This window comes from Lampropedia aestuarii (genome assembly GCF_004803635.1).
GTDB lineage: Bacteria > Pseudomonadota > Gammaproteobacteria > Burkholderiales > Burkholderiaceae_C > Lampropedia > Lampropedia aestuarii.
Window position 1 is genome coordinate 160797 of sequence record NZ_SSWX01000008.1, and the last position, 22947, is coordinate 183743.

At 53.2% G+C, this 22947-nt stretch carries 21 protein-coding genes and 1 tRNA gene; 9 read left to right on the forward strand and 13 right to left on the reverse strand.

Translation table 11 applies throughout. The annotated features are described in order from the left end of the window. The first annotated feature begins 223 nt into the window (after nucleotides 1–223). Both E8K88_RS08065 and E8K88_RS08070 read left to right on the forward strand, forming a co-directional pair. On the forward strand, nucleotides 224–1240 hold the full coding sequence (locus E8K88_RS08065) for an NAD(P)H-dependent glycerol-3-phosphate dehydrogenase (RefSeq protein WP_136406174.1): 1017 nt from the start codon (nucleotides 224–226) through the stop codon (nucleotides 1238–1240). A gap of 54 nt (nucleotides 1241–1294) precedes the next feature. Next, complete coding sequence (locus E8K88_RS08070; protein WP_136406145.1) at nucleotides 1295–1957, forward strand: LysE family translocator; 663 nt, start codon at nucleotides 1295–1297, stop codon at nucleotides 1955–1957. 94 nt (nucleotides 1958–2051) lie between these two features. On the opposite strand, the gene E8K88_RS08075 is transcribed toward E8K88_RS08070, so the two are convergent. After that, nucleotides 2052–2756, reverse strand: coding sequence for a response regulator transcription factor (locus E8K88_RS08075; RefSeq protein WP_136406146.1), 705 nt, complete (start codon nucleotides 2754–2756; stop codon nucleotides 2052–2054). A gap of 473 nt (nucleotides 2757–3229) precedes the next feature. On the opposite strand from E8K88_RS08075, the gene hprK reads away from it, so the two are divergent. Beyond that, the gene (hprK, locus tag E8K88_RS08080) at nucleotides 3230–4171 is read left to right on the forward strand and encodes an HPr(Ser) kinase/phosphatase (protein WP_136406147.1); all 942 of its coding nucleotides are present in this window, start codon (nucleotides 3230–3232) and stop codon (nucleotides 4169–4171) included. Nucleotides 4172–4200: 29 nt separating this feature from the next. Here the strand turns inward: hprK and E8K88_RS08085 are convergent, their stop codons facing one another. Then, entirely contained in the window at nucleotides 4201–4635 is a 435-nt protein-coding gene (locus tag E8K88_RS08085; RefSeq protein WP_168797279.1) for a CopD family protein, read from the reverse strand. A gap of 65 nt (nucleotides 4636–4700) precedes the next feature. Here E8K88_RS08085 and E8K88_RS08090 point away from each other — a divergent pair, with 65 nt between their 5' ends. Then, complete coding sequence (locus tag E8K88_RS08090) at nucleotides 4701–5492, forward strand: MOSC domain-containing protein (protein ID WP_168797280.1); 792 nt, start codon at nucleotides 4701–4703, stop codon at nucleotides 5490–5492. 103 nt (nucleotides 5493–5595) lie between these two features. Here the strand turns inward: E8K88_RS08090 and fur are convergent, their stop codons facing one another. Beyond that, nucleotides 5596–6018 carry a ferric iron uptake transcriptional regulator gene (gene fur, locus E8K88_RS08095; RefSeq protein WP_136406150.1) on the reverse strand — a complete coding sequence of 141 codons (423 nt, stop codon included), beginning with the start codon at nucleotides 6016–6018 and terminating at the stop codon, nucleotides 5596–5598. A 108-nt stretch (nucleotides 6019–6126) separates the two neighbouring features. Between fur and E8K88_RS08100 the strand changes: the two genes are divergently transcribed. From E8K88_RS08100 to E8K88_RS08110, 3 genes are all read left to right on the forward strand, one after another. Continuing rightward, complete coding sequence (locus tag E8K88_RS08100; RefSeq protein ID WP_136406175.1) at nucleotides 6127–6681, forward strand: outer membrane protein assembly factor BamE; 555 nt, start codon at nucleotides 6127–6129, stop codon at nucleotides 6679–6681. 94 nt (nucleotides 6682–6775) lie between these two features. Continuing rightward, nucleotides 6776–7591, forward strand: coding sequence for a 4-hydroxy-tetrahydrodipicolinate reductase (dapB, locus tag E8K88_RS08105; protein ID WP_136406151.1), 816 nt, complete (start codon nucleotides 6776–6778; stop codon nucleotides 7589–7591). A gap of 534 nt (nucleotides 7592–8125) precedes the next feature. Continuing rightward, nucleotides 8126–8431, forward strand: coding sequence for a ComEA family DNA-binding protein (locus tag E8K88_RS08110; RefSeq protein ID WP_136406152.1), 306 nt, complete (start codon nucleotides 8126–8128; stop codon nucleotides 8429–8431). Between the two features lie 89 nt (nucleotides 8432–8520). Here E8K88_RS08110 and E8K88_RS08115 read toward each other — a convergent pair whose 3' ends face one another. The 5 genes from E8K88_RS08115 to pilB form a co-directional block, all read right to left on the reverse strand. After that, the gene (locus E8K88_RS08115; RefSeq protein ID WP_136406153.1) at nucleotides 8521–9768 is read right to left on the reverse strand and encodes an FAD-dependent monooxygenase; all 1248 of its coding nucleotides are present in this window, start codon (nucleotides 9766–9768) and stop codon (nucleotides 8521–8523) included. 279 nt (nucleotides 9769–10047) lie between these two features. Continuing rightward, entirely contained in the window at nucleotides 10048–10683 is a 636-nt protein-coding gene (coaE, locus tag E8K88_RS08120) for a dephospho-CoA kinase (RefSeq protein ID WP_136406154.1), read from the reverse strand. A 16-nt stretch (nucleotides 10684–10699) separates the two neighbouring features. Further along, nucleotides 10700–11581: a prepilin peptidase gene (locus E8K88_RS08125; RefSeq protein WP_136406155.1), complete on the reverse strand. Its 882-nt coding sequence runs from the start codon at nucleotides 11579–11581 to the stop codon at nucleotides 10700–10702. Next, the gene (locus tag E8K88_RS08130; protein WP_136406156.1) at nucleotides 11581–12807 is read right to left on the reverse strand and encodes a type II secretion system F family protein; all 1227 of its coding nucleotides are present in this window, start codon (nucleotides 12805–12807) and stop codon (nucleotides 11581–11583) included. Before E8K88_RS08130 ends, E8K88_RS08125 begins: the two co-directional genes overlap by 1 nt. A gap of 27 nt (nucleotides 12808–12834) precedes the next feature. Further along, nucleotides 12835–14550, reverse strand: a complete 1716-nt coding sequence (gene pilB / locus E8K88_RS08135) for a type IV-A pilus assembly ATPase PilB (RefSeq protein WP_136406157.1) — start codon at nucleotides 14548–14550, stop codon at nucleotides 12835–12837. Nucleotides 14551–15343: 793 nt separating this feature from the next. On the opposite strand from pilB, the gene E8K88_RS08140 reads away from it, so the two are divergent. Beyond that, complete coding sequence (locus tag E8K88_RS08140; protein ID WP_168797281.1) at nucleotides 15344–19063, forward strand: DUF11 domain-containing protein; 3720 nt, start codon at nucleotides 15344–15346, stop codon at nucleotides 19061–19063. A gap of 198 nt (nucleotides 19064–19261) precedes the next feature. Here the strand turns inward: E8K88_RS08140 and thiL are convergent, their stop codons facing one another. After that, nucleotides 19262–20257 carry a thiamine-phosphate kinase gene (thiL, locus tag E8K88_RS08145; RefSeq protein WP_136406159.1) on the reverse strand — a complete coding sequence of 332 codons (996 nt, stop codon included), beginning with the start codon at nucleotides 20255–20257 and terminating at the stop codon, nucleotides 19262–19264. Nucleotides 20258–20310: 53 nt separating this feature from the next. Then, complete coding sequence (gene apaG / locus E8K88_RS08150) at nucleotides 20311–20730, reverse strand: Co2+/Mg2+ efflux protein ApaG (RefSeq protein WP_136406176.1); 420 nt, start codon at nucleotides 20728–20730, stop codon at nucleotides 20311–20313. Nucleotides 20731–20811: 81 nt separating this feature from the next. Here apaG and rpe point away from each other — a divergent pair, with 81 nt between their 5' ends. Continuing rightward, nucleotides 20812–21507: a ribulose-phosphate 3-epimerase gene (gene rpe, locus E8K88_RS08155; protein WP_136406160.1), complete on the forward strand. Its 696-nt coding sequence runs from the start codon at nucleotides 20812–20814 to the stop codon at nucleotides 21505–21507. A 220-nt stretch (nucleotides 21508–21727) separates the two neighbouring features. Here rpe and nusG read toward each other — a convergent pair whose 3' ends face one another. The 3 genes from nusG to E8K88_RS08170 all read right to left on the reverse strand — a co-directional run bounded on the left by nusG (nucleotide 21728) and on the right by E8K88_RS08170 (nucleotide 22884). Beyond that, nucleotides 21728–22318 carry a transcription termination/antitermination protein NusG gene (nusG, locus tag E8K88_RS08160; protein WP_136406161.1) on the reverse strand — a complete coding sequence of 197 codons (591 nt, stop codon included), beginning with the start codon at nucleotides 22316–22318 and terminating at the stop codon, nucleotides 21728–21730. Continuing rightward, nucleotides 22318–22704 (reverse strand): preprotein translocase subunit SecE, encoded by a 387-nt coding sequence (gene secE / locus E8K88_RS08165; RefSeq protein WP_136406162.1) that lies wholly within the window; start codon nucleotides 22702–22704, stop codon nucleotides 22318–22320. Before secE ends, nusG begins: the two co-directional genes overlap by 1 nt. A 104-nt stretch (nucleotides 22705–22808) precedes the next feature. After that, nucleotides 22809–22884 (reverse strand) — tRNA-Trp (locus E8K88_RS08170). Between the last annotated feature and the right edge of the window lie 63 nt (nucleotides 22885–22947).

A 22947-nucleotide genomic window follows, 5' to 3' on the forward strand; every position in this document is an offset into this window, starting at 1 on the left:
CTTGCGCTGAGTGACGATGTCGCTAAGCTCTGCTTGCGCCCGCGCAGCACAGGCATAGATGGCCTCTTAGAATCTGCTCAGAGAGCCGCTTCTTCGAGGCTATTTTTTTAAAGACATGCTGCGGCCCAAGCGCTGCAGCGCATGTCCATTGATCAGTCACCATCGTGCAACCGCAAGACGTGAGGCGGTTGCTCAGGAGAAACTATTGAGCACAGCCAACCGCTTGTCCATTGCCATCCTCGGAGCAGGTGCCTGGGGCACTGCCGTGGCGATCGCTGCGGCCAGGCACCCAGCGCAGCACCAAGTGACTTTATGGGTGCGCGATGCAACCCAAGCGCAGCACATGCGCACGCATAGAAGCAACCAGCGCTACCTAGACGGCGTGTTGTTGCCACAGAATGTTCACATTGTCGATGGCGCACTGAGCGATGCCGTTGGCAATGCCGACCTGGTCATACTCGGCACCCCCGTCGCAGCCCTGCGCCCGATGCTGACGACGCTTGACAAGATGGGCTTGCAAGTCCCTGTCGTGTGGCTGTGCAAAGGGATTGAGCCTGCCCAGGCATCGACTGCGATTGGCCTGCTGCCTCACGAGGTACAACGCCAGGCAGCGCCCAACATCGTCAGTGGCGTGCTCAGTGGCCCCAGCTTTGCGCTGGAAGTCGCACAAAACCTGCCTACGGCCCTGGTCGCTGCATCAGAGCACCAACACGTGCAAGACATGTTGATTGGGGCCTTTCATGGCAAGCACATACGCGTGTATGGCAACAACGACATGATCGGGGTCGAAGTCGGGGGGGCCATTAAAAACGTCCTAGCGATTGCCACCGGCATTTGCGATGGACTGCAACTGGGCTTGAATGCACGTGCAGCCCTGATTACACGCGGCTTGGCCGAAATGAGCCGCTTTGGCGTGGCCCTTGGCGGCCAGGCCAGTACTTTCATGGGCTTGTCCGGTGTGGGCGATTTGGTTCTGACCGCCACAGGCGGCCTGTCACGCAACCGCAAAGTCGGCCTATTGCTCGCAGAAGGCCACCCACTTGGTGACATTCTGGCCAAACTTGGCCATGTTGCAGAAGGCGTGTACTGCGCGCGCAGTGTTGAACAACGGGCTCAGCAAATTGGTGTGGAAATGCCCATTACCTCGGCGGTCGTGCGTTTGCTCGAAGGCCGAACCAGCGCCCAAGAGCTGGTGCTGCAATTGCTAGAGCGCGACCCCGGCTCGGAATCCTTGCGCTAAACACCTCTGCGAGCAGTTTGGCTGCAGTCATTGCCCTAATCTATCGAACTTCTCATGCCATCACACGATACGCTCATTGCCTTTTTTGGCGTAGCCATAGTGCTTGGGCTGACGCCTGGCCCCGATAATCTATTTGTCTTAATGCAGTCGGCCCAACACGGTTGGCGCACCGGCTTGCAAGTTGTCATTGGCCTGTGTTTGGGCATCACCGTGCACACATGCGCTGTGGCATTGGGCCTGGCAGCCATCATTGTGGCATCCCCCACAGCATTCACTGCGCTCAAATGGGTGGGCGCGCTGTATTTGCTGTGGCTTGCTTGGGGCGCTTGGCGCTCGCCTGCGAACGTGGCACCAGGCAACGCGCATGAAACCTCTACTCCTTTGCCACAGAACAAGCCTCGACAGCATCCGCTGGCAATGATCGGACGTGGCTTTGTGATGAATCTCAGCAACCCCAAAGTGTTGATGTTTTTCCTCGCATTCCTGCCTCAATTTGCGAATCCGGCTCTGGGGCCTGTCGCACCGCAAATTGGCCTATTAGGCTTGCTATTCACGCTGGCTACTTTACTGGTGTTTGGCACAATTGCCTGTTGCTCTGGTTTTTTTGGCAGCCTATTGCAAAAATCTGCTACAGCTCAGCGCATTCTCAATCGCATCGCCAGCGTCGTATTTGCAGGACTTGCCATTCGTTTGCTGACAATGCAGCGGCTCGTTTAAACGCCAAAATGCAAAAGGCACTGCCCTTTCGGGCAGTGCCTTGTAACAGCATACCTGTGCATACCAGCGCCCAGCATGCTATCTGCACTCGTTTTTAGTTGACCTCGGGAAATTCCAATCCTGAGGACTCCAAACGGTAGCCAACACCATAGACGGCGTTCACCACATAACCATTCTCAGGAGTGAGCTCCAGCTTGGTTCGCAGTCGTGAGACATGGGTGTCCAGCGAGCGTGAAGGCACTTGGTAGAGTTGGCCCCAAACCATCTCGCGCACATGGTCTCGAGACAGTAAGCGCCCTACATTTTGAAACATAAACAGCGCCAAATTGAACTCGCGCGTTTTCATTTCTACCGGCACGCCACGTACTTCCAGGCTGCGCTTGTCGGTATTAAAACGGTAAATACCGAACTCCAAATTGCCCGTTTGCGTAGCTGGGTAAGCACGGCGCAATAAAGCATTCAGCCTGGCCGTTAACTCACCAATCCGTACAGGTTTGGTCATGAAGTCATCTGCGCCACAGCTGAGACCTTCAACAACATCTTCTTCAGTACCACGGCGCGTCACAAAGAGAATCGGAATATTCGAACCAATGCTTTTGCGCACCGACTCGACAACGCGCGGGCCATCCATGTCTGGCAAATGCCAGTCCACGATCAGTAGATCAAAGGTTTGTCTGCGCAGGTCTTTGAGCAGACTCACGCCATCGGAGTAGGTATAACAACTGTGTCCAAGTTGCTCAATGGCTGCGCGCTCTAGCTCTTGAACCAGCGGATCATCATCAAGTACAGCAATTCTCATTTGTTAAAATTCGTAAAATTTAAGATTATGTTTAGCAAAGATTATAGAGAGTATTCTTTTTTGTACAAATAGAGATTGTTTAATTGGGATTGAGTGAAAAACGCCGCCGTGCCGCACATGTTTAACATACGGAACCGATCTGGCTAGATCAAAGCGTCGTAAAGGCTATAAGTTTGAAAAAATAGAAAACTTATCGAGCTAGAGTAGCCCTTGCTTATTCTTTACTCAAGCACTTTTTTTGTATCAATCGTTGCAAAATACAGCCTCTGTGTCTGCTGGCAGAGTGCCTCGTTGAGCATTCACAGTCTTGCACCACCAGTTCGTTGCAGTGCGTGGTTCAGCAATGCACAGCGGCAATTTCTTTACATCATCAATTCATGCCTGCGAGGCTGCCAATGGTTGATCCGGGCGATTGGCTAGACAAGCAATGCAGTACCCTATGCACTATGAAGCAGACCACCAAAGAGGACAGCATGAGCAACACCGTCAGCGCGCAGGCAGTATTTGATGAATTCACCGCGGCCTTGCAGTGGCAATGGATTGCTGGACGCGATGCATTTGCACGGCGCTTTGACGAACGCGCCGTGCAATCAGCCCGCGCCAGTGCCGACTTGGTTGGCTATTTGAATTACATCCACCCCTTTCGGGCACAGGTGCTGGGCGAGAAAGAAATCCAATACCTGACCAATTCGACGCAAGCCGACTGCGTCAGGCGCGTCACGCGTATCACCGAGTTAGAACCCCCTGTATTGATCCTGGCCGATGGCCAGCGCGCTCCTCAGGCCTTACTGGATTTGTGCGAACAAGCACAAATTCCAATGTTCGCAACACACGAGCCGGCCTCCTATGTCATCGATGTGATGCGCAGCTACCTGTTCAAGCTATTTGCTGCCAGCACCACCTTGCATGGCGTCTTCATGGATATTTTGGGGGTGGGCGTATTGATCACCGGCGAGTCCGGTCTGGGCAAGAGCGAGCTGGGCCTGGAGCTGATCACACGCGGCCACGGCTTAGTCGCCGATGATGTCGTGGATGTCGTGCAGATCAACCAAAATGCGCTGGAAGGCAAATGCCCGCCGCTGTTGCAAAACCTGTTAGAAGTGCGTGGCATCGGCCTGCTGGATATTTGCACCATCTTTGGTGAAACTGCTGTACGCAGACGCATGCGACTGCGCATGATTGTGCATTTGGTGCGCCAAGAGACCATGGAGCGCAATTACGACCGGCTTCCACACGAGCCATTGACCGTGAATGTTTTGGGAGTGCCTGTGCGCAAAGCCATTATCCAAGTGCTGGCTGGCCGCAACATTGCGGTCCTTGTGGAAGCAGCGGTGCGCAACTACATCTTGCAGCTGCGCGGCATCAATACCTATGAGGCGTTCACCCAGCGTCAGCGCATAGCGATGGACAGCTAAGAATCGCTCAACCTATCGCCAGGCTCGACTCAAAAGGGCTTGGTAAATGCCAAGTACAGCAGTACAAAGCCCACGATCAGGGTCAATGGAACCAGCAGTCCCAGTTGGGCAGAAGGCAAGGCCATTGGGTTCTGGCGCCAGCGCCGCGCTGCGCGCGCCTGCAAGACGGCAAACAACACCAGCAAGGCCGCTCCCGCCAGTTTGGCAAACACCCAGTGCATCTGCCACCAACCAGCCACCACCGTCATATACAAGGCCGCCAAGAGGGTTGTAGCCATGCAAGGCATCACCCACCAGTGGCTGATGTTCTGTGCGATCGTGGCCATGCGGGAGTTAAAAATACGCTGCTGCTCATGCGAGGCGTCCCGGTCTCTGGTCCTGAGCAATACGCCGCATACCATCAAGCCCATTACCCAGGCGATGGCGACAAAAATATGCAGCGATTTGAAAAATATGTAGAGCATTGCAGGCATCTTACGCGACAAAATAACGGCTTATTGACAATATGAGCAACGCAAGGACATCAGCAATGCAAACCGTGGCTTTGAATCTTTACCCCGTCAAGTCGATGCGCGGCGTTGCTGTGCAGCAAGCAGAAGTCGGCATGCAAGGCTTTGTCGGTGATCGCGAATGGCTGGTCGCCGACGAGCAAGGGCGATTTATCACAGCACGAGAAGTGGAGCGTATGCTGCTGTGGCAGCCGGAAATCATCGCTGGTGGCATCCGCTTATGGGCGCCAGATGGGGCGAGTCTTGAGGTGCATCGAGCGCATTACCAAGAAGCGGCAGACGTTACGGTCTGGAGAGACCATTTTCAGGCGTATCGCGGCCCCGCAGAGGTTGACGCCTGGTTAAGCGCGCATCTGGGCCTGGCTTGCCGTCTGTTTTATCTTGGCTCACAGCCACACCGCAGCCTGGCAGCCAATGGGGGCGGCGCTTTGTCTTTTGCCGACGGTGCGCCCTATTTGCTGACCACTCAAGCCTCACTGGCGGCACTCAACAGTTTGCTCAATACACCGATTACTATGCGCCGCTTTCGCGCCAATATCGTCGTCGATGGCCACACCCCCTATGCAGAAGATGGCTGGAAAACGCTGCGCATTGGCAAGATTGCCTTCACTGGCTTCAAGCCATGCGGGCGCTGCAAAATTGTCAATCTTGACCCCGATACCGCGCAATTGTCTGCAACAAAAGAGCCGCTGAAAACTCTGGCAAAAAGCCACCAATTGCCCCAAGGCGCCTGCTTCGGCATGAACCTTTACGCCAACACTGCTTCAGGCCACATTCAGATCGGCGACGAAGTGGTCTGCCAAACCACTTGAAACGGACACGCATCGACTCCAACAGCTAAAAGGGGTAACAAGCGTTACCCCTTTTAGCTCCCTTTAAGACATTGCGCGGCCGCTCTTGCCACTGCGCGATGGTTTAGCGGTTATTACCAGCGCCTGGACTAAAGCCATAAACAGTAATCGCGTGGTCGTGTACTGTCCAACCACGCTCAGCAGCAATTTCTTTCAGACGGCGCTCAATCTCCGCATCATAAAACTCTTCAACTTTGCCAGTGGCCGTGCAGACCATGTGGTCATGTGGCTGGCCTTCATTGAGCTCATAAACGGCCTTGCCACTCTCAAAGTTGCGGCGATCAAGAATTCCCGCTTGCTCAAACTGAGTCAGTACGCGGTATACGGTGGCCAAACCAATATCTGAGCGTTCGTCCAGCAAAATCCGATACACGTCTTCAGCCGTCATATGCCGCTGTTTCGCCTTCTGAAAAATCTCCAGAATCTTCAATCTTGGCAGAGTCGCTTTCAAGCCCGTGCTTTTGAGTTCCTCGATATTGTTTGTCATTTCAGTTCAGTCCCCGTCCAGGATACGAGCCAGAAGGCCCGGTAAGGCAGTCACGCTACAGCTACAATGCCCCGATCATAACTTTTTATCGTGGGGCTTTTGCAAGCAATGTACCAAAGATCCATTTGCAGTTGGCTGACCGGGGTTGCAGTGCTATCCGTAGGCATACTCGCCGGATGCAGCAGTATTGACCGCACCAGCCATCAGCTCGTCAACGCCATCACGCCCTATCAGATCGAGGTGGTCCAGGGTAATTTTGTCTCCAAAGAGCAAGTTGAAGCGCTCAAGCCAGGCATGTCGCACGAACAAGTGCGCGATATTCTTGGCTCTCCCTTGCTCGTGAGTGTGTTCCACTCCGACCGCTGGGACTATGTCTTTACAATCAAGCGCAAAGGCTTGGCGTTTGAAGAGAAGAAGCTCACTGTGTACTTCAGCGGTTATGTGATGGAGCGTGCTGAAGGCGACGAAATGCCTTCCGAGAGCGAATTCGTCGCCCTATTGGGTGAACAAAACAGCAAGCCGAAAATTCCTAATCTTGAAGCCACTCCAGCGCAGCTCGAGCGCTTTGCTCCTAGCAAGCAAAGTCAAGAAGCTGCCGCTAACAATGCAGCCAACAGCCCAAGCAATGCGCAGCCACGCAGCATATACCCCTCTCTAGAGTAAGGGTTTTGCAGACCAATGGCCTGTCCCTCGCGTCCCAGTGAACGCGGTATATGCCGTGATGGGTGCATTTTTTTGACGATGAAAAGTAAGTGAAATGAGCACAGCAGCTTCAGTAAATATTGCCATTGCCGGCGCCAGTGGCCGTATGGGACAGATGTTGATCGAGACCATTCTGCAAGATGGCAAACACCGCCTCAGCGGGGCTTTTGACCGTGCAGGAAGCAGTCAGATTGGCATCGATGCAGGCGCTTTTCTGGGCCAGAAAACAGGTGTTTTAGTGACCGATTCGGTTGAGCAAGGCCTCACAGGTGCTGACGTCTTGATCGATTTCACGCGCCCAGAAGGCACACTTGCGCATTTGCAGGTATGTGAGCGCTTGGGGGTCAAAGCGGTCATCGGCACCACCGGTTTTGATGACGCGCAAAAACAGCAATTGACGGGCTTGGCCCAGCGCCTCGCGATCGTGTTCTCGCCTAATATGAGTGTGGGTGTCAATGTCACCTTCAAATTATTAGAGATGGCCGCCAAAGCCCTCTCCACAGGCTATGACATTGAAGTGGTGGAAGCCCACCACCGCCACAAAGTCGATGCGCCTTCGGGCACTGCTCTGAAAATGGGCGAGGTAATTGCCGATGCATTGGGGCGTGATCTGAAGGATTGCGCCGTCTATGAGCGCTATGGCCATACCGGTGCGCGTGATCCTTCCAGCATTGGCTTTGCCACAATTCGAGGCGGCGATATTGTTGGCGATCACACGGTGTTGTTTGCTGGTATTGGCGAGCGTATAGAAATCAGCCACAAATCCTCAAGCCGAGCAGGCTATGCCCAAGGCAGTTTGCGTGCAGCAGAGTTTCTCGCAGCCCAGCCACACGGTTTATTCGATATGTTCGACGTACTCGGATTGCGTTGAGCACACGCCACCGTCGGTGCATGTGTAGATGAACAAAGCCCCAAACCATCGCACGCCCGTCTGAGAGCCAGCTCACAATCTACACGCAGTCGCGCAAGGCACAAAAGGCGCACTGCTTTATTAAAAATCCTCGCCGGGCAACCCGCACGACTGCGGTTTTTGCCGCGCATTGCATCTTCTGGACTTCATACGCGGCTGAATGGAAATTGTGAACTGGCTCCGACCAGGCTTTGCCCAGCTGCTTGCAGGGCAATTGCGCCTCGCAATGTCTGCCAAAGGTGATTGCAAGCAAACGGCTTCACACCACCCAACGTGGCCAGGTAATCCCCCGCGTCGACTAAAAGCATCCGACTTCTTGCATCGGCATGCAATTTATTGAATGCCTTATTGATAGTTATTAACAATCAATAAATATTGCTTTCATAAAAAAATATTATTGTTTGAGCCAGCTTGGCTTCTGGCCGGTTGATGTGTTTGGAATATGCGATAGCTGGCCAATCATCAAGCTCCATGTTTAACTGCAAGGAGAGTGCAATGTTCAAACGATTCGCATCGTTAATCTCGCTGTGTCTGGGGCTTGTTACAGCAGCAGCTGCTGTAGAAGTCAATACCTCTACTGCGCAAGAGCTCACGCAAGTCAAAGGCATTGGCGAAGCGATTGCTGAGCGCATAGTGGTTGAGCGCAGCAATCAACCCTATCGCGATTGGAATGACTTTATCAAGCGCGTACGGGGTGTGGGTGAAAAACAAGCAGAGCGACTTTCTGACAATGGACTCACCGTTGACGGGGCCAAATACAAAAGTTCAGCAGCAAGCCCAGAAGCGGCCACAACGCCATAAGAGCAGCAAATTCCACCCAACAAACCACAGGCAGTACAACAGGTACGACCAGGTTTTACAGCAACGTATCAAGGGTGGTGTAAGCAGCTCTAAGCCATGTTCACCGGTTGCGGCCCATGGGCATAAAGCCACGATTTATCCATGGCCGCTCCCGGAAACCATTGCATAGCGCGATCACGGGCAAATGCAGGCAGGCCAGTCATATGGAAAATCTTTCCGTTGCGTAGCGATTGGCGCTGCACTTTTGCGCAACGCGCTGCGCGCATTTGCGCAAAATGTGCCAACGCAGCCTGTAGCTCCTTGTCATGCAAGGCCAGGCTGTTTTTGAGTTGCTCCGCATCTTCAATGGCCATACCCGCGCCTTGTGCGAGAAACGGCACCATCGGATGCGCAGCATCGCCAATCAGGACAGCGCGATCGGCCACCAGTTCTGCCGGCGATCGCACGGGCTTGCGGCCACTGAGAGGCCACTCAGTCCACTTCGTGCCTTGCATCGATTGGCCATGTGCTTCAATCGCCAAAAACACATCATGCAGTTCCTGGTAAATTGGGCTTGTGCGTGTGAGGCTTTGCAGCGTTGCGGGCATATCGGCTGGACCACGCTGACTAGGGCGCATTAGCAGCCTGTCTTGCACGATCATCACGACATTCAACCACTCACCTCGCAACACCGGATACGTGACCACATGCATCTGTTTACCAAGCCATGCACATATGGTGTTGCTGCGCAATTGCTCTGGAAGAGCCGATTGCTTGACCATGCCGCGAAAGGCCGTCATGCCAGTAGGCATAGCAGGTGCATGGGCAAATAATTGCGCACTGAGGCGGCTATGTACCCCATCTGCAGCAATCAACGCATCGGCTTGCGCCTGGCCTTTCCAGTCAAGTGGGCCGTGCACGTCTGCCACAACCATGCCCTCTTGCACCGTGGCAGAGACCGCCTCAAACCCTGTTGCGCATGTGAACAAGCTGGACTGCTCGGCACGCTCCAACAGGATGCGGTGCAGGTCGGCGCGTTGCAGCGTGGCATACGGAGCGCCATAGCGCTCAATGCATCTGGCCCCCAGCGGAATCTGCGCTAGTTTGCGGCCTGTTTGCAGGCGTCTGGCCACCAATGCGCTGGGCAAGCTGCAGTACTCCTTCAGCTGCTCTTCCAGCCCCCAGGCGCGCAGGCAACGCCACGCATTAGGGCTGATTTGCAGACCCGCGCCCACTTCAGTGAATTGGGCCTGGCGTTCCACCAATTTGATCGTGTGTCCTTGCATGGACAGCGCAATACTGGCACTTAAACCAGCGATTCCGCCGCCAGCAATCAAAAAAGAATAGGCTTGGGCCATGGGAAATGGTTGCTTGCACCTAGCGTCGCGTCCGCGCAGCACTCTTGATTTTGTAAAGCTTGCACTATACGCGCTCTAGGCACCTGTTCATCATCTTCACGCAGTCGCGCGAAGCTCAAATAAGAAACTAGTTCCAAGCGCCTGTTACATCCGATCTGCCTGTCTCAGAGCTTGTTCAAAATCTCGACGCAGTCGTGCAAGGCACAAAAAAGTGGCAGTGCAATGCGCTTGTGTGTGCCTTGCCCTTTGGGGCTGCCATTCGGACTTCGCCGAGATGAATTAACAAGCGGTCAGCCGCAAATGGCGTCCCGCGGCCTGGGTTGTGCTTTGCAATTGCGCCAGAGACAGCCCGGCGTTGTAAATCACTGTATCTGCGCACGCAAGTCGTGTCGCACGGGAGGCCTGGCTAAGAATAATCCGCTCTATCTGCGCACGTGGCAATTGCGAACGCTGCTCTACACGTTGAATTTGCAACTCGACAGGACAATCGACAACGAGAATGCGATCCAGCCTGGTGCGCCAATGCACCGACTCCACCAAGAGTGGAATGTCCACGACCACTGCCTGTGCGCCCTGTGCGAATGCTTGCTGCTGCGCGGCATCAATCGCGTGAAAAATCAACGGATGGACAATGCCTTCAAGCTTGGCCTTTTGGCTGGGCTGCTCAAAGACCAGTTGACGCATGCGATCGCGATCCATCCCCCCGTTGGCATCAATGAACTCTTGGCCAAATGCTGCTGCAATGGCTGCAATCGCAGCGCCATTGGGAGCCGTTAAGCCACGAGAAATATGGTCGGCATCCACCAGCTTCAGCTCAAAATGCTGGGCCAAGAAGGCAGCAACGGTGCTTTTGCCACTGCCAATGCCGCCTGTCAGGCCAATCAAGAGCTTGGGTGCAGAGTTCAAAGGCGTCATACCTAATGCATTGCAGTTAATAGATTCCGATCAAGGCATTGATCCAGCCATTGATGGTGTTGGTGCCAACGACGAGCACAACAATGCCGGCGCCACCTAAAAAAGGGCCGTAGGGCATATAGCCGCCCTCTCGCAAACGCTTGCTGAACTTCAGGCCCAGCCCAATGATGGCCCCCAGAATCGATGACAGTAAAACAATCGGCAAGATCGCCCCCAGGCCCAGCCAAGCCCCCAATGCCGCCAAGAGCTTGAAGTCACCATGCCCCATGCCATCTTTGCCCGTGACCAGCTTGAATAAAACGCACACCGACCACAGCGATATATAGCCGACCATCGCTCCTGCCAGCGCATCGCTCAGCGCTGTCCCAATGGTGCCTGACCAAGCCATCAACAGCCCTGCCCATAGCAAGGGCAGCGTCATATCATCGGGCAACAAGGTCGTGTCCCAGTCAATCATCACCAAAGCGATCATCACGGCGCAAAAACCGGCCCAGGCCGCTGCGGTGTAGCCTAGGCCCCAGCGGTAGCCACAATAGCCAAATGCCAAACCCGTCACCAACTCAATCAACGGGTAGCGGATCCCTATCGAAGTGCCACAGCCACGGCATCGGCCTCGCAAGGCAAGATAACTCACAATCGGGATATTCTCTAGCGCCGTAATCGCATGGCCGCACTGCCGACAGCGCGAACGCGGCAGCATCAGGTTAAAGCGCGGCTCATCAGGCTCAGGAATTTCTTTGAGCTCATAGCCTTGCTCACGCAAATAAGCGACGCTGTCACGCTTCCAGGCGCGCTGCATCATCACCGGCAAACGGTAAATGACCACGTTCAAAAAACTGCCCACCAACAAACCCAGCACGCCAAATAGCGCCGGCACTGACCATGTTTCGAGCATCATTAAACCACTTGTCCCAGTTTGAAGATCGGCAAATACATGGAGATCACAATGCCACCAATCAGGGTGCCCAATACAACAATGATGATTGGCTCCATCAATGAAGAGAGGCCTTCGACCTTGGTATTGACTTCAGCTTCATAGTAATCGGCCGCTTTGGACAACATATGGTCTAGCGAGCCCGACTCTTCTCCAATCGCCGCCATTTGCAGCACCATCGAGGGGAAGGCATTAGTACTGCCCATAGCAGCAGTCAAACTCGTTCCCGTTGCCACTTCTCGTTGAATTTCATCCGTCGCTTTTTTGAATTTGTAATTGCCTGAAGCCCCACCAACAGCATCCAGTGACTCAACCAAAGGCACACCAGCTGCAAACATTGTCGCAAGCGTGCGAGTCCAGCGCGCTACACTGGCCATTTCCACCAATTCGCCAAAAATAGGGAGCTTCAACATCACTTTATCGACAAAAATTTGGACCTTTTCATTGCGTCGCCACGCTTGTATAAAAAAGTAGCTTCCTGCAGCTAGCACAATCGCTATTAGCCAGAACCATTGCACGACAAAATCGCTCATGCCCATCACAATCAATGTAGGGGCCGGAAGTTCAGCGCCAAAACCCGAAAATACTTCCTTGAACGCAGGGATTACCCATAGCATGATGACCGTTAATACCACGGCCGCGACCACCATCACAGCAACCGGGTACATCAGTGCAGATTTAACTTTGGATTTGATCGCCTCAGCCTTCTCCATATAAGTAGCCAAGCGATCCAGCAAATCCTCCAAAATACCAGCAGCCTCACCGGCTTCAACCAGGTTGCAATAGAGGTTATCAAAGTACAGCGGATATTTCCTGAACGCACTGCTTAACGATGTACCTGTCTCAACATCGGCTCGAATGTTATTGAGTAGCTTGGTCACACTGGGGTTGGGATTGCCCCGTCCAACAATATCAAACGACTGCAGCAGCGGCACACCGGCGCGCATCATGGTCGACAATTGCCGGGTAAATATGGCAATGTCGCGCCCTTTGATTTTTTTGCCTGCCTTGACTCGGTTGCGCTTGATCTTGGTGGCAAAAACCCCTTGGCGGCGTAAAGTGGCGCGCACCTGGTTTTCGCCCGAGGCCGTCATCTCACCACGCACAATGCGGGCATTGCGGTCTTTGCCCTCCCAGGCAAAAACGTAGGACTTGGTTTTATTACCCGAGCTTGCAGAGAATATGGCCATAGCGGTATTGATGAGTGAGCAAACGCATTATTCATTGGTCACGGCGAGCACTTCTTCCAGCGAAGTCACGCCAACTTTGACTTTTTGCAGTCCGGATTGTCGCAGCGAGCGCACGCCATCACGTTCTGACTGTGCCTGAATTTCAAGGGCCGAGCCGTCGCTGAGAATGATGCGCTGGATCTCTTCGCTGATGGGCATCACTTGGTAAATACCAACGCGCCCTTTATATCCGTTGTTGCACGCGGAGCAGCCTACAGGCTTATACGGAGTCCAAGAGCCATCCAAATCATCGTAGGTAAAGCCGGCGTCAATCAAGGTATCGACAGGCACATCAGCAGGCTCTTTGCAAGTATTGCATAGTCGTCTGGCCAAACGTTGGGCTGTGATCAAAATCACGCTGGACGCAATATTGAACGGCGCAATGCCCATATTGCGCAAACGCGTCAACGTCGTCGGAGCATCATTGGTGTGCAAGGTCGACAAGACCATATGGCCAGTTTGTGCCGCTTTGATCGCAATGTCCGCTGTCTCCAAGTCGCGGATCTCGCCCACCATGATGATGTCGGGATCCTGACGCAGAAATGACTTCAAGGCGGCAGAAAACGTCAGGCCCGCTTTGTCATTGACATTGACCTGGTTCACACCAGGCAAATTGATCTCAGAAGGATCTTCTGCCGTGGAGATATTCACCCCAGGCTTGTTGAGCAGGTTCAAGCATGAATAGAGCGAGACGGTTTTACCCGAACCGGTCGGGCCTGTCACCAGGACCATTCCATAAGGTCGCTCAATGGCGGTGAGTAGCCGCTCCTTCTCAGCCGGCTCATAGCCCAGCGCATCAATGCCGACTTTGGCGCTGCTGGAGTCCAGAATACGAATCACGATCTTCTCACCAAACAAGGTCGGCAACGTACTGACACGAAAATCAATCGATTTGCCACCAATGCGCATTTTGGTGCGACCGTCTTGTGGGATACGCTTCTCAGCAATATCGAGGCGCGAAATCACCTTGATGCGAGAGGCCAGTTTGTCTTTGATCGCCGGCGGTGGCGAAGCCATCTCACGCAATTCGCCATCAATGCGAAAGCGCACCCGGTAATTGAATTCGTATGGCTCAAAATGCAAATCGGATGCCCCCATGCGGAAGGCATCGATGATCATTTTTTGTAAGAACCGGACGACGGGTGCATCATCAGGTTCACTGGCGCCACTGTCTTCAACCTCTGCAACGTCCTCCATCTCGCCAAATTCAAAATCTGAAGAGCCCGCTTCCTGGGAGTTCGATTTGGCAATCTGCTCAAGCACAGCTGCAATATGATCGCTCTTGGCAACCACCCACTCGAGCTGCGATTGGGTGGCGAACTTGATCTTTTCGGCCACTTCACGGTTGCTAGGGTCGGCACTGACAATCAGCAAACGGTTTTGCCGCTTACCCAGCACCACCACCTTATAAGCCAGACACAACTTCAAATCCAGCAGGTTTTGCGGCAAGCGCATCGTATCGATAGCACTCAAATCCAGGTACGGCACGGCAAATACGGAAGACAGTGTTTGTGCCACCATAGCACTTGAGACAAGCTTGGTCTCAATCGCTACATCAACAAACTCTTTGCCCTCGGTATGGGCCTTTTGCACAAGCGCCTCGACTTGCTGCGCCGTCAACAATTTAGCCGCGATCAAGGCGCGTGCAACGGTGGGAATCGACATGGCAGCCGATGCCTTTTTCGCAGATTCTTCGATAGCCATAGGCGTTTACTAGCAGGGTTCAAGGGGTCAATGTACGCCTGCGCAATGAAGGCGTAAGCGCATGCAAAAAATGTGTAAGACCATCATAGAGCACAAGACACAAGTGACGGCAGAGCACAGCACAAGCGCAAATGCTTTACTAAGCCATTTTGCCAGTCCAGCCCCTGGCGAAAAAGCATCAAGCAAGATGGTTTTTGTACTCGCAATCCAACAATACACAAATGTTGACATTGTGAAATGAAACATTTTGTTTGTTTTATGGAGAGAAACTCTACCTCGATATATTTACATACAAATAGTCTGCTTTCATTACCCAACGACTCAATATCCACTATCAGACGATACAAAAGAACGCCTCACCTCAACACCAAGGGTTATTACCAATCATTAAAAATAGTCAATAAAGCAATAAAAATCAATATCTTAGAAATATCTCCTAACATTGAATGCCGTCTTAAGCATTGCCGTTTGAGATCATACGATCGGATTGTTCTATCGAAGCCCGTGGACATTCATCACAAGATCCTGACCGTAGTTTTTGCATATGAACAACCTTGCATCGCAGACATTTTGAGAATTAGATCTCAATAAAGATTGTTAAACGATCTGCCATACTCGCGCCTTTTATTGGCCCAGAGTCAGCAAGTTGGCCTCGCATGGGTTCGCCATGCTGCATTTGCAAATGCCGACGTGTTTTTACAACACAGTCGCATTGCCACAACACAACTCGCTGGTGTGCGATTTTGCAGACAGTTCGCTGGGGCCTTGGTCTTTTATTGACGGAGATCTTGAGGTGCGAGAATTGATTCAATTGCGGACATTGCCGATTTGGCAGCATGTCGGTAAAACCGCCATTTGGTCCTTGATGGCCATGGGCGCTGGCAGTGCGGTTGCACAGAATGGCTTGGTGGAGGTGGTGGTGAATCACAATGCCATTCCCGAAAGTGCCACAGGCCCAGCGGGAGGCAGCTTCGCTTATGCGCCACTCGTTTCTTTGAATGCAGGGAGTGCGGCCAAGAACTTGAAGCTGACGCAAGTGTTGCCGGTGGGCGTGCGTCTAGATAGCATTGCTTTTGAGCCATCAAATGGTGGGGCATGTTCGAGCACTGGGATGCCGTTTGACACCACAGCGGCGAACAACACCATCGCATGTGACTTGAATGACATTAACGTGCCTGGCACGGAAAACGGCATTCGTGTTTTGTTCAACGTCACAATTCCTGAGGTCGGCACCGACTGGGCAGCCTATGCCTCAGCCACTGCCGACAATGCCAGCGAAACACCCGGCAGCAACAAAGATTTAGAGCGAAGAATCACCACTACTGAGGCAGCCGACCTCGGCATTGATCTATTCGGACCAGCTGGCGGTGTAAAACAGTTCTCGCCATTCGACTATCGTATCCAGGTAAGCAACTATGGCCCGTCAGCCATTCCAGCAACTGGCAAGGTTGTTGTCGAATTCACCGTGCCTGCTGAAAGCTCTGCTGGCCAGGCCAGTGGCGCAGGCTGGAGCTGCGATCCCAACGGTGGCGATGCAGGCACCAAAATGGTTTGCAGCCACGCTGGCCCACTTGAGCGAGATACCAAGGTTGCCAATGATTTGATCATTCCTGTAACACCACTGGCTTCTGGAGAGTTAACCGCAACTGCCAACGTCACAGGCAAAAAAGCGGGCGAGACTGATATGCCTGATGCGGTATTGACCAACAATACCAAAGTGGCCACGGTCATGGTTGAAAAAGACAATGTCGTTGATATCACAGTCGCTAAAACGGCCAGCCCAACGACAATCGACCAAACAGACGCAGCAGCAACGGTTACCTACACGATCACGCCAACACGCGTGAGTGGTGCGGATGCGCCTAACAATGTGCAGATTGTCGATCCGTTATTGGATGCAAGAATCAGCTCATACACCCTGGCGCCAACAAACAACTGGGATTGCACAGCGTCAACAGCTAGCAAGATTGACTGCAGCTTCACAGGAGACACCACCCCAGCAGTCGGCAGCGCCTACCCCCCTGTCACCTTCACGGCCATCGTGAATCCCACAGCAGGTGGCACGGTTGAAAATACGGCCACTGTCAGTGCAGAGAACGAGGCTGAAGGCGCGCGAAGCAACAATACCAGCACTGCCGTCGTTCACATCAGCAACCAGGTCAACCTGACGCTCAACAAAAGCGCCAGCAAATCTCCAATCAAGGCAGGTGAAGCATTTGACTGGACGTTGAATGTACGCAACCAAGGTAGCTTGCCTGTCAAGCCAAACCAAACAATCACGCTTATCGACAATGTGCCCGAAGGCATTGAGATCACAGGTTTCAGTAACGCCAGCGGCTCCTCTGGCTGGTCATGTGCGCCAGCGGCAGTGCAAGGCCCTGCGACAGTGACATGCACGAACAATGGCGGTCTCGCCGGCGGCAGCACTTCAGGCATTGTCTTGGCTGCCAAGGGCACGTTCAGTGGAGACAAGAGCTTTAACGAGGTTAAGAATACAGCTGCGATCACCGGCGTAGCAGGGCGTGATACCACTGGCAACCTCGAGAGCTCTGCCAATGTGAATGTTTCTGAGCACCAAGTCGACATCGGTATTGCTAAAACCCTCCTGAGCGCCGAAACCGTGGACTCTGGTGATGAAGTCACCTATCAACTCACGGTGAAAAACCACGATGCTGTAAACCCCTCAACCGGCATTATCGTCACCGATGTGCTGAACAACTTGGTCACAGCACAAGCTGGCTGCCAATTTGACGCCAGTGGCAATTGCGAAGGCCCAGGCCAATGGCCTGTAGGCGGTTTTATCAGCGCCAACATCCTCAATCCTGTAGGTCAAGGCAGCTGCTCAGCCAATGGCAATAGCAACAGCACCTCCCGTACAGTCACTTGCAATATTGCTGAACTTGCAGCAGGCGCGACAGCAGTCATCGAGATCAAAGCAAGGCACTTTGCCGACAACGCCGATGGCAGCAATCAGCCAAAAGCAGTGACGAACCAAGCATCCGTTCGCAGCACGGAAGTAGAAGACCCGAACTCTGACAACGATACATCCAACACGGTCACGGTCAACGTGAAGCCTAAGACAGACATCCAGGTGTTCAAAACAGCGACTCCTGAAGAAGCTGCCTTGGGTGAGCCTGTTATCTACACGCTCCATGTTTACAACGCAGGGCCATCATACGCAGCCGCAGTGAGCTTGGAAGACGCATTGCCTGGCAATGCCCATTGGATTGCCAAAGAATTTACCAACAACACTGCCGCCTGCAATGGCATTGATGACGATGCAGTTGGTCAAACGCTGGTATGCAACTGGGCTAGTCCTTTGGCACCGAACGAGCAATTTGCCATCAGTTATGCATTGCGTTCATCGCCAACAGCCGATCCTGAAAAAGATGTTTTGGATAACACGGTTGACGTTGATACCTCCACAGCCGAGCTGACAAAAGCCAACAATCGAGATACAGCGCAAGTCGCCTTGAAAAAAGCCGAGTTGGATGTGACGATCAACATGCAGCACACAGACGATTCGTTGGTTTTGGGCAAAGAAACCGAATACACGATTACCGTGACTAATACGGGGCCGTCGTATGCAACACAAGTCAAAGTCACGGATGCCTTCCACAGCACCTTGGCTATTGGCAACAATCAATACCCCTCTTCAGCCAAGTTCAGCTATGAAGGCATGACTGAGTTGAGCCGGAGTACCAATGCCTCGGGTGCCGCTAAAGAAGACTTATTGAACGATAAATCTGTGCTGTGCGTAGATCCTGCCGTAGGCTCAATCTCTAGCAGTGGGGAGGACTTGGTATGTATCTTCGATAAACTGGCCCCCAACGAGACAATTACCATCAAATTCCGCATGAAAGCGGCGGAACTCCCTGAGGGCAAGAACACAGGCACAATTTTCCATAATGCAAAAGTTGAGTTGTTTGAAGAAGAGTTCTTGAGCAATGGCAGCGACACGCTTGTGAATAACTTCACCTCCGATCGCACATCGGCCCGACGCACTGACAGCACGCCGACTCCTACAGTGGCTGATCTGAGTTTGACCAAAGAAGCCGATTCTGAAGTCAGCAAAGACAGTCCTGCGCTCAAGGCTGGAGATCCATTGGTTTACACCCTGACAGTGACCAACCTGGGACCTGAGGTGAGTCCATCCAGCCTGGTGAAAGATACCTTGCCTGAAGGCTTGGAGTATGTAGCTGCTGCTGGGTGTGCATATGTGCCGTCAACCCGCGAGCTGACTTGTGAGGTCGGAGAGCTGACAGTAGGGGCCGATAAAGAGTTCATGGTTGAGACAACCATTGCCATGCCTTACTCTGCAGGTCCGTTGTTGACCAATAAAGCGCAGGTGATTGCAGAGGGCGACCCCAATCCATCGAACAACGAAGATGAAACCACCACAAAAGTGTTTGTTCCAGCAACACCAGTGCCCACTTTAGGAAGCTTGGGCATGCTGGCACTCATTGCACTTTTGGCCGCATTTGCTGTACCGTCACTGCGCAGACGCGTCTGAGCGCAGCGCCTGGTTGAAAAATGGGTCTGTTGATTGATATCAAGACCCAATCCAATCTTAGAAACTGTTTACGATATTTCCGCAAACCGCAAACTGCGTTGAAGTCCAAAAGGGTACGACGCGCAGCAAAAAGAGCAGCTTAGGCTGCTCTTTTTTTATGGCTTTGGCAGATGGCCTAATCCCAAGCACCAACGCCTCTCAATCGGCAGCGAAGTGGTCAAATGACGCGCCATTCAACGCCACGGCAGCACCCTGGCTATCCAGCACGTGCAAACCTTGCTCAGCCAACACCTCGCCAATGCGCGTGATGCCCATGCCCAACTCCTGGCCCAGCTCTGTTAAATAGGAGCGGAAACTCGGGTGTGCGGTAAAGAGCAGCTCATAGTCATCGCCTCCCGCCATCGCGAAGGCAATTTTTTTTGACTCACACCAGCTACTCAATTCAGAGCTTTGCCACAAACGCGGTGCTGTTTGCAGCAAAGCCGCGCCATCGACACGCGCACCGACCTTCGAAGCCTTGAGCAAATGGCCTAAATCGCCGCATAAACCATCGCTCAGGTCCATGGCACTGCTGGCCACACCACGCAAATGCTTGCCCAAGCTCAGCCTAGGCGTAGGAGCCTCCAAGCGACGAATCAAATGCGTGCGCAGCGGCGTGTTGGCACAGCTCCATTGCGCTTGCAGCAAATGCAGACCTGCGCGAGCCTCCCCAATCGAGCCGGATACGTAGATATCGTGGCCGACTTGGGCCCCATTGCGCAGCAAGGCCTGGCCTTGCGGTATTTGTCCAAATACCGTTATGTGAATGGTCAGCGGCCCGCGTGTAGTATCGCCACCCACCAACGGGCATTCGCTGTGCGCGGCAAGCGCCAACATGCCTTGGGAGAACGGCTCCAACCAAGCCTCGTCGACCTGCGGCAAAGCCAAAGACAAGGTAAAGCCTAATGGTGCTGCACCACAAGCAGCCAAATCACTCAAATTGGTGGCCAAGGCTTTATGGCCTAAACGATAGGCATCGGTGCCCGCAAAAAAATGCCGCCCTTCGAGCAGCATGTCACTGGAGACCAGCAGTTGCGCATCGGGTGCTGGTTGCAATACCGCGCAATCATCGCCAATTCCAGTCAGCACAGCGGGCGTGTACAAGGCTTTGGCAGGCAGCGCAAAGTAGCGCTCAATCAACTCGAACTCATTCATACAGGAAGGGGTATCTCAGCTATCAGCGTGCGTTAGCGTCTGCATGCACGCGATCAGTGCAAAACACGCGTGTTAGCGCTGGGATTGTGAATCGTGCCAGCGCCTCCAAGTTGCGCGGTATCGAAATAAAAAGGTGCGACCTGGCATTCGAACACATCGCCCTCGTCCGTCACGCACACAAAATGGCCCCGCATATGGCCTTGCGGAGTTGGCAGCGCGCAGCCACTCACATATTCATGGCTTTCTCCGGCTTCTATCAAGGGCTGCTCACCAACAATGCCTAAGCCGCGCACCTGCTCAACGCGCCCTTGGCCGTCTTCGATCCACCAATGCCTGGCGATGATTTGCGCGGCATGCGGGCCCTGGTTGCGTATGCGTATGTGGTAGGCAAAACGGTACTGGTTGTGTGCTGGGCTGGACTGGTGGGGCAAATAATGGGTATGCACTTCTACGTGCAGTGTGGGGTGTTGCATGTCAAGCATGGTAGCGTGTCTGCTCGATTGCGGTGGGCCCCTCTAGGTGAATCACTGTATTTTTTGCGACAATGTCGCCCTATGAGCCCAAACACCTCCACCCCTTACCGCATTGCCCCATCAATTTTGTCTGCCGACTTCGCCCGCTTGGGCGAAGAGGTCAAAAACGTCATCGACGCCGGCGCCGACTGGATTCACTTCGATGTGATGGACAACCACTATGTCCCCAACCTCACTTTTGGCCCAATGATTTGCAAGGCGTTGCGCCCGCATGCAAAAAAAGCCGATGGCACGGCTGTGCCCATTGATGTGCATTTGATGATCTCACCTGTGGATGCACTGGCCGCTGAGTTTGCCGATGCAGGTGCGGACCTGATCAGCTTTCACCCAGATGCGAGCGGGCACGTGCATCGCAGCATCCAAGCCATCAAAGCCAAAGGCTGTCAGGCCGGTTTGGTATTCAATCCAGCCACACCGCTGGATGTACTCGACTGGGTCATCGATGATCTGGATTTGATCCTGATCATGAGCGTCAACCCCGGTTTTGGTGGGCAAGGCTTTATCGATTCGGCTTTGCGTAAACTGGAACAAGCGCGCAAACGCATCAATGCGACAGGCAAAGACATTCGCCTGGAAATTGATGGTGGTGTCAAAGTCAGCAATATCCGCCAAATTGCCGATGCTGGCGCCGACACCTTTGTGGCTGGCAGTGCTATTTTTAACACCCCAGACTACCGCGACGTGATTGGGAAGATGCGCCAAGAATTGGCGGCGTAATGGATTGAACCCGTTGTGCAGGTGTGCCGCGTTGCCTGTTCTAGGCAACGCGGCCTGCTGCAATGCAAGTGCAGTGGCGCGACAGACTACATACCAACGCCAATCCCATGCAAAAACGCAGCGTCACATGCTTGGCATGGCGCTGCGTTTTTACATGGGATATGGACAGGTTTTGGCGCGCTATGCATCAGGCACCAAAACCACTCCAGCACCGGCTGGCTTAGGTTTTCTCGACCTGGCCAAACTCCAACTCGACCGGTGTCGAACGGCCAAAAATCATCACAGACACGCGCAAGCGGCTGCGTTCGTAGTTGACCTCTTCAACGCTGCCATTGAAGTCTGCAAACGGACCTTCTTTGACACGCACCAGCTCGCCCACGGTGAACTCGGTTTTGTGGCGTGGTTTTTCGCCACCCTCTTGCATCTGAGTGACGATTTTTTGCACTTCAGCTTCAGAGATAGGTGCCGGCTTATTACGACCACCGCCAACAAAACCCGTGACTTTGCTGGTTTGCTTGACCAAATGCCATGTTTCATCGTCCATGACCATCTCGACAAACACATAGCCAGGAAACAGCTTGCGCTCAGTCGTTTTACGTTGGCCGTTTTTGACTTCAACCACTTCTTCAGTCGGCACCAAAATACGGCCAAACTTGGTCGACATACCAGCACGAGCGACACGCTCGGCGATATTGCGCTCAACAGCTTTTTCCATGCCAGAGTAGGCATGCACGATATACCACTGCTTGGCAAAGCCTTCTGCAGCAGGTGTCGGTGTTTCTGGAACCGGTGTTTGCTCAACTTCTGACATTAATTCCTCCAACCCAACAGTAAATCAAAAATTATCCAACCCACAGTTGTATCGGTCAACCAAAGGAATAGCGCCATCACAATCGCAAACGCAAACACGTAGCCAGTCATTTGGACAGCTTCTTTGCGTGTGGGCCAGACAACTTTTTTCAGCTCATTCCATGAGTCTTTGACATAGCCCACAAAATCACGGCCTGGATTGGACCACAGGAACGCGCCTGCAGCCAACAACAAACCAATCACCAAAACCAGCCATTGCACCCATGGGCCCAGCGCTGCCGACATATAAAACGCCACGATAGCGCCAATAACCAACACTGCGGCGGCTGCAAGCTTGAATGTACTAGCGCCAGAACCAACGGTTTCGACCTGCGAAGATGCAGCCATGTTTCCACTCCACGTTCAGACTAAACCAAACAGTATATTCATACACAAAACCCGCCAACTTAGGGCGGGTTCTTTTCAATCAAGAGAGGCTGCAACACCACTCTTGGCAGGGGCAGTAGGAATCGAACCTACAACCTTCGGTTTTGGAGACCGACGCTCTGCCAATTGAGCTATACCCCTAAGAATTCAATTCAGATGCAATCGCAAATTATGCAATGATCTTGGCAACCACGCCAGCGCCGA